Annotated in this window: 1 protein-coding gene; it reads right to left on the reverse strand. The window is 66.6% G+C overall.

The window, feature by feature from the left end; all coding sequences use genetic code 11:
* Positions 1 to 8,841 (reverse strand): non-ribosomal peptide synthetase (locus P3H15_RS52045; protein WP_276144501.1); only part of this gene is annotated, 8,841 nt, incomplete at both ends.

An 8,841-nucleotide genomic window follows, 5' to 3' on the forward strand; every position in this document is an offset into this window, starting at 1 on the left:
CCGACCGATACATCCGCGCACCAGGCACACCGAACGGACACGCCACGAACCGCTCGGCCGTCAACGCCGTCCGTCCGAGATAACCGCGAGCCAACTGCACTCCGGCGATGTACAACTCCCCCACCACACCCACCGGAACCGGCCGAAGCCCCGCATTCAGTACGAACACCTGTGTATTCCACACCGGCGCGCCGATCGGCGCGCTCGTGTCATTCGAAGGGCCGCATCGATGGTGGGAAACCTGGAGGGTCGTTTCGGTGGGCCCGTACAGGTTGTGCAACGGTGTGCCGCTGTGCTCCATGAAATGGTGTGCCGTCGCGGCCAACAGGTTTTCGCCGCCGCAGAAGACGCGTCGAAGCGAGTCGCAGTCAGCCGGCTCGAGTCGCTCCAGGACCATTGCGAGCATCGACGGAGAGAAGTCGCCGGTGGTGATCTTCTCCGATCTGATCGTCTCCGCGAGATAACTCGCATCGCGGTGTCCATCGGCCTTCGCGATCACCAGCCGCGCACCGACCTGCAGTGGCAGGAACATCTCCCACACGGACACGTCGAAGGTCGCGGGCGTCTTCTGCAACACCACGTCATCGTGATCGAAGCCGAAATGGTCCCGCATCCACAGCAACTGGCTCACGATCGCCGAGTGGCTGACTGCGACCCCCTTCGGTCGACCTGTCGACCCGGACGTGAAGATCACGTACGCCGTGTTGCCCGGTCTCAACGGGCTGATGCGCTCGTCATCGCGGACGGGTGAGGAGTCGATCTCAGATCCTTGTCGGCCATCGATCTCGATCACGGTGATGCCCGGGACCTCTGTGTGGTCAGTCGATCGCGTCAACACGCAGACCGGTGCCGCGGACTCCACCATGTGCCGGATATGTTCGCCGGGATAGTCGGGGTCGATCGGCACGTACGCTCCACCCGCCGTGACGACCGCGTAGATTCCCACCACGAGGTCGATCGAGCGTCGCACGGCGACGCCGACCAGAGACTCCGGACCGACACCCTGCGCGATCAGCCTCCGCGCCAACCGGTTCACTCGCTCTTCGAACTCTCGATACGTCCACTGCTCGTCGTCGGACGTCAGGGCGACCGCATCTGGTGTGACAGCGGCCTGGCGTTCGAACAGGCCGGGAAGTGTCACATCCGGCACAGGGACCGCGGTGTCGTTCCACGTCTCCAAGACCAACCGTCGCTCGCCCGGTTCGACGATGTCGATACGGTCCACGACGACCTGAGGGTCGTCCGCGACTGTCTGCAGGATGCGGATGAGCGTCCGGGCGATGCTGTCGACGGCTGCGGCGGTGAACAGGTTCGGCAGATACGCCACCGTCAACCGAAGTTGGGAATCGACTCTCGCGATCAGAGTCATGGGGTAGTGCGACGCGTCGATCGTTCGGACACCGGTGACGACTAGTCCGTCGACGGGGGTTGCGGCCGCCAACGCGGCACGATCGACCGGGTACGACTCGAACACGACCAGGGTGTCGAAGAGTTCTCGCGCCCCCGCGGCCTCGAGGATCTCCGTCAACCCGAGGTAGTGATGGTCGAACAAGGTGGCCTGCTGCTCCTGCAACCGGCTCAGCAACTCTGCAGCCGTGCCGCCCGGAACGGACTGCACCCGCACCGGCACGGTGTTGATGAACAAGCCCACCATCGACTCGACGCCGGCCAGACCGGCCGGGCGGCCGGAGACCGTCGCCCCGAACACGACATCCTCTCGCGCGCACCACTGTCCGAGCAGAATCCCCCACGCTCCCTGAACGACGGTGTTCAGCGTGACACCCAGTTCGGTAGCCCGCACCGACAACCTCGCGGACAGGTCCGCAGGTACGTCAACCGTCACCTGCACTTCCTCCGACGCGGATTCCCACTTCGCGTGCGAGGACACCAGCAGGGTCGGCTCGTCCACCCCGTCGAGGGCCTCCGCCCAGATTCGAGAAGATTCGGCGCGGTCGCGCTCGGCCAGCCAGACCAGGAAATTCCGGTACCCGGTAGCCTTCGGTAGCGCGGCGGCGTCGCCGCCCGAGACATACAGCGCGAGTATTTCCTCGGCCAGCAACGGCATCGACCACCCGTCGAGCAGTACGTGATGATTGGTGATCACCAGCTCGAATCGATCCCGTCCCAACGTCACGAGCGTGAATCGGATCAGCGGCGGCGTCGCCGGGTCGAAATGTGTGGCCTGATCCTCGACGAGAAGACGTTCGAACTCGCCGTCGCGAGTGCCCTCCGGAACGTTCCGCAGGTCGACCTCGCGCCAGGGCAACGCGACTGCGTCGAGGACGACCTGCACCGGGCCGGTATCCGAATCGCCGACGAACGCGGTCCGCAGATTCGCGTGGCGAGCCAGCAACGCTTGTCCCACAGCGAGAATCCGTTCCGGATCGACCCGCCCGCCGAGATGGAGAACGAGCTGGGTCGTGTACGCGTCGAACGACGCACCGGCCAAAACCGAGTGGAACAGCAGACCGGACTGCATCGCCGTCAACGGCCACACATCCACCACACTCGGATACCGGTGCTCCCACGACTCGATGTCGCGTTGCGACACTGGCACCAACGGCACATCGGACGGTGTCAGCCCGCCGGCCTCGGGCCCCTGCACGTGCCGCGCCAGTGCAGAGACCGCGTCGCACCACAGGTCGGCAAGTTCCTGAACGTCGTCACGGGAGAGCACGCCCGTGGGGAATCCGAACACGGCACCAAGCCGGGGACCATCCGGACCGTCGGTCACGATGGCGTTGATGTCCACTTCGGCCATCGCAGGCAGGTCCGGATCCATCGGCGCGGAGAGTTCCGATCCCTCACTCGCGGGCATCCAACCGAGGTCTCGCAATTCCGCGGGAACGTCCGCGGCCGAGATCCTCCCCAGATAATTGAAACTGATCTGCGCGCCCGGATACTTCTGGAGTTCCGGTGCGGTGTCCGCGTTCAGATACCGGAGCAGCGCGTAGCCGATACCACGGTCGGGCAGTGCCAGCACCTGTTCCTTGACCGCTTTGATCACGATGCCGGCAGCGGGACCGCCGGCGAACGCTTCGTCGAGATCGGCGCCGGCGATGTCGAGACGTATCGGGAACGATGTCGTGAACCAGCCGACCGTGCGAGACAGATCGGCCCCGGGGATGACGTGCTCCTCGCGACCATGATTCTCCAGAGATATCAACGACGACGGCTCGACCACCCCACGACGGCGGCGCCACCGAGTCAACGCCATCGCCAACCCCGCAATCAGACCATCGCCGGCCCCGGCACGGAAAGCCTTGGGGACCATGGTGAGCAGCGACGCTGTCGCATCTGCGGGAACGTGCGTCCGCACGTGTTGCACCGTAGAGGCGACATCGAGCACGGGGTCGCACCTGCGCGAACCCAGCTCCGGGTCGGGGCCCTCCAGAATCGATTGCCACAACGGCAGCTCGGCCACGCGCCCGGGCCGCAGCGCCTCCTCCACCAGCCCGTGTGCCCACCGCCGCATCGACGTCCCACCCGCCGGCAGTACCGGGCGTTCGCCGATACACACCCGCGCCCATGCCGCCGCCAGGTCGGGGATCAGGATTCGCCACGACACCCCGTCGATCACCAGGTGGTGGGCCACGACCAGCAGCCTGCCCGGACGATCCGCCGACTCGTCGCCGTCACCGGACGCGCGGTCCAGCCACACGAACTGCACCATCACGCCCGCCGCCGGATCCAACCGCCCCAGGGCCGCATCCAGCTCGGCCGATGCCAACCGCAGCCACCCCGGATCGCCCGGTGCGTCATCACAGGCGACCTGTCGAATCAGGCGGTCCACGTCGACCTCATCCGGCGGGTCGACCCGAAGTGTCTGCTCCCCGGCGCCATCGGTCACCAGACGCGACCGCAACATGTCATGACGGACCACGACAGCGCCGATGGTGGCGACCACACCGGCCCGATCGATACCGTCAGGCAATTCCAGAACCATCGTCTGCGCGAATCGGCGGAACCCACCACCCCGGGTGAGGAGGAACCGCCCGATCGGCGTCAACGGCATCGATCCCACTCCGCCACCGGGCAACTCGTCGAGCACGACGTGATCCGAATCGCGATTCAGGACTGCAGCCTCGGACAGACTGCCGACAGTCCTGTGCTCGAACACATCCCGCGGCGTGAGTAGCACGCCGAGGGCTTTCGCGCGCGAAACCAACTGGATCGACCGGATACTGTCGCCACCCAGATCGAAGAATCCGTCATCGATCCCGACCCGCTCTACCCCGAGCACTTCGGCGAACACCCGGGCGAGGATCTTCTCGGTCTCGGTTCGCGGCGACCGGAACGCCCTGCTCGACGAGAACTCCGGCTCCGGCAACGCACTGCGGTCGAGCTTGCCTGCCGGTGTGAGCGGCAACTTCTCGAGCACCACGATCGCGGAGGGCACCAGGTACTCCGGCAGGCGCCCCGCCGCCACCGTCCGCACGGTATTGGTGTCCACCTCGCCCCCCGGTGCGGGGACTACGTACGACACCAGCACCGTCTGCCCGGACGGGCCCTTCCGATCGACCGTCACCACGGATCCGATCCCGGGTTGCGCGGCAAGCGCAGCGTCGATCTCGCCCAACTCGATCCGTCGGCCGCGCACCGTGACCTGGAAATCACTGCGCCCCAGATACTCCAGCGCCGGACCGGACTCTCCCTCGACCCAGCGCACGACATCGCCCGTGCGATACATCCGCTCGCCCGGCGCGCCGAACGGATTCGCCACGAATCGCTCCGCCGTCAGTCCTCTCCGATCGTGATATCCCCGAGCCAGCGAGGCCCCGGCGGCATACAACTCCCCCGCCACTCCCGCCGGCAACGGGCGCAGCCACGCGTCCAGCACCACCAGGGACGTACCCCGGACCGGGCCGCCCAGAGTCACCGGACCGTGCGGTTGTAGCGGCGTCGAGGCCGCCACCGCCACCGTCGCCTCGGTGGGCCCGTAGAGGTCGTGCATTCGCCGTCCTGCAGCGAACGACTCCACCACCGATACCGGCACCGCCTCCGCACCCGTGAGCAGGCATCGCACCGACGACATCCGCTCGACCGGTACCGTCGCCAGCATCGTGGGGGTGAGGAACGCGTGCGTCACCGCCGCACTCTCGAGAATGCGTCCCAGGTCCTCGCCGCCGACCACGCCCGCCGGGACCACCACCATCGTTGCTGCCGAACCCGTTGCCAGCAGATACTCCAGCACCGAGGCATCGAAACTCGGCGACGCCACCTGCAGCACACGTGCGTCCGCCGTGACGTCGAATCTCTCCGCCATCTCGGCCGCGAGACTGCCCAGTCCCCGGTGCGGTACGACGACGGCCTTCGGCTCACCCGTCGTCCCCGACGTGTAGATCATGTACGCGGGATGATCGCCCCGCAATGGAGTGATCCGGTCTGCATCGGTCACCGATTCGGCGGACCGTGTGGACCACTCGACTCGTGCCTCCGGATCGTCGAGCACCCACCAGTCGACGTTTCTCGGCAGGGTACCGATGCATTCGGCGACCGTGATTCCGAAACGGGTGGCGGAATCGGTGATCAGGTACGCGAGCCGACTCGCCGGATACGACAGATCCATCGGGACGAAGGCCCCACCCGTCTTCGCCACAGCCCACACCGCCAGGACCGACTCCACCGACCGCGGCACGGCCACGGCGACCGCGGATTCCGGCCCGACCCCGCGTGACATCAGCATCCGTGCGATGCGACTCGACTCGTCGTCCAACTCCCGGTATGTGAGTGAGCGGTTCCCGCACACGACCGCCACCGCACTCGGATCGTGTGCGACTGCCGCAGAGAGGATCTGCGGCAGTGTCCGGACCGCCTCCGCCTGCGCGCCGCGCACGGGAACCAGCAGGTTCCGTTCGTCCGGGGCGAGAAGGTCGATGTCTCCCGTCGCGGCCTCGGGCGTAGCCACCAGTGATTCCAGGGCCCGGTGGAACCTGTCCGCGATCGCTCGCACCTCGTCGTCGTCGAACAGACCCGGATCGTGCCACAGTGAAACGGATGTCCGCTCACCCGCTTCCACCGCGAGGGTCAACGGATAGTTCGTTCCTCCATACGAATCCAAGGACGTAATCGAGAGGGAGCCGATCGACTCGAGAAGGGAGTCCAGGCTCCGCCGATCGTTCGGGTAAGACTCGAACACCGTCAGGGTGTCGAACAGCGCCCCCATCCCGGTGACCCGCTGGATCTCCGGTAACGGAACGTCATGATGCTCGATCAACTCCGCCTGCGCCGCCTGGACCCGGGCCATCAACCGGGCGATGGATTCCCGAGGGTCCACCCGGACCCGCACCGGGATCGTGTTGATGAACAAGCCCACCATCGACTCGATGGCGGGAATCTGTCCGGTCCGGCCCGAGACCGTCGCGCCGAACACCACGTCACGGCGTCCGGTATGCATGCCCAGCACGATCGCCCACGCGACCTGCACGACAGTGTTCACCGTCACCGACAATCGAGATGCCAGCTCCAGCATCCCCGACCACAAGCCCTCGTCGAGTTCACGCCGTAGCACCGACGAACCTCGTGCCGACTCCGGACGGCCCGTCGCGAGCAAAGCGGGCTCCGCGCCGTCGAGCGCTTCCTCCCACACCTGAATCGACCGCTGCCGATCCCGAGTCGCGAGCCACCCGAGGTACCGGCGATACGAGACCACGGGTTCCAGCACGGCGCCGTCGCCGCCGGCACCGTAGACGGTCAGCATCTCCCGCATCAGCAACGGCATGGACCATCCGTCGAGCAATACGTGGTGGTAGGAGAAGACCAGCCGGAAGTCTCCGTCGCCCATCGTGACCAACCCGAAGCGCAGGAGCGGCGGTTCCGACAGGTCGAATCCGGCCGCCGCATCGTCCGACAGAAGGCGCGCGAGTTCGCCGTCTCGCTCCCCGGCATCGACACCACTGACGTCGGCTTCCCACCACGGCACCTCGAGGCCCTCGAGCACAACCTGCACCGGCTCGACCACGTCGGTGAGGAACGCGACCCGCAGATTCGCGTAGCGATCGAGTATCGCCTGCGCCGCAGCCTTCACACGGTCGGCGTGCACCCGCCCGGACAGACCCAGCACCGTCTGTACCGCATACACATCCGTCGATTCCGACGCCAACATCGCGTGAAAGACCAAACCTGTCTGCAGCGGTGCGAGCGGCCACACCTCCACGGCCTGGGGATACCGCGCCTCGACGGCGGACAACTGTTCCGGAGTCGGACTCGGTAACGGCACGTCCTCGAAAATGACAGTGTCTTCGTCCCTCATCGGATTCGCGACGGAGGCCAGCCCGGCGACGGTCCGTCGCTCGAATACGTCTCGAGCCGACACCAGCACGCCTCGAGCCCGCGCCCTCGACACCACCTGGGTCGACATGATGCTGTCCCCGCCGAGCCGGAAGAAGTCGTCGTCGACACCTACCCGATCGACCCCGAGAACGTCGGCCAGCACCGCCGCCAATGTCTGCTCGGCAATGGATCGTGGAGCCCGATACGGAGTGCCGGATGCGAGATCAGGATCGGGGAGTGCGGCGCGATCGAACTTGCCGACCGGTGTGAGAGGTATCCGGTCGACGAGGACGATCGCCGACGGCACCATGTAGTCCGGTACACGACCCGCCGCCAACTGCCGCAACGCCTCGACGTCGACCTCGGCCCCGGGCGCCGGGACCACATATGACACCAGCACCTTCTGCGCCGACGGACCTACCCGGTCCACCGTCACCACCGATCCCACCGCGGGGTGCGAGACCAGCACCGTGTCGATCTCTCCGGGTTCGACCCGGATTCCGCGGATCTTCACCTGCTCGTCTGCGCGGCCGGCGAAGTCCAGGACACCGTCGGTCGTCCACCGCACCAGATCACCCGAGCGGTACATCCGTGAGCCTGGTTCGCCGAACGGGCACGCCACGAACCGTTCCGCCGTCAACCCCCGGCGACCGATGTACCCGCGGCCCACCCCCGATCCGGCGATATACAACTCCCCGACGACACCCACCGGGACGGGCACCATCCCTGTTCCCAGGACGAGCGCGCGGGCGTTACCGATCGGCACTCCGATCGGCACGCTGACCCGGTCGTCGAACCCCTTCGACCCCGATATCGAGTACGCGGTGGCACACACGGTGGTTTCCGTCGGCCCGTACGCGTTGACCACCGTGATCCGCGGATGGCGAGCGAGGACGCGTCGGACAGCGCTCGGCGACAACACATCGCCCGCGGTGACCACCTGCCATGCCTGGTCGAGTGCTCCCAGCGCATGGTCCGCCGAATCACTCAACAGGTGAAACAGCGGGGTCGTCAGGAACATCGACGTCACACCAGCCGCGCCGACGACCCGCGCGAGCACGTCGATGTCCAGTGGCCCGGGCGGAGCGACAACCACCTGGCCTCCGCCGAGCAGCGCCGGCCACAACTCGTACGCGGACGCATCGAACGCCATCGACGAATGCAGCAACACGCGCTCACCGGGTCCGTCCGGCCATCCGTGCAACGCCAGGTTGATGACATTGGAGTGGTCGATGGCGACCCCTTTCGGGGTGCCGGTTGATCCGGAGGTGTACATGACGTACGCGGTATTGTCCGGTCGCAGTGGTGTGGTGCGATCACGGTCGTCGAGGCTGAATCCCTCTGCGTGCCCGTCCCCGTCCGAGATGACGTCGAGGAGTATCCGGGGTTTGTCATTGTCCGGCAGTGTTCTCGAGATGGGGGTATCCGTGAGGATCAGCAGTGGTGCGGCATCGGCGAGGACGAACTCGGTCCGTGCACTCGGGTAACGGGGGTCGATCGGGAGGTACCCGCCCCCGGCCTCGAGGACCGCCAGAAGCGCGACGATCAACTCGGGTGACCGCTCCAGTG

The sequence above is a fragment of the Rhodococcus sp. T2V genome (assembly GCF_029269925.1).
GTDB lineage: Bacteria > Actinomycetota > Actinomycetes > Mycobacteriales > Mycobacteriaceae > Rhodococcus_F > Rhodococcus_F koreensis.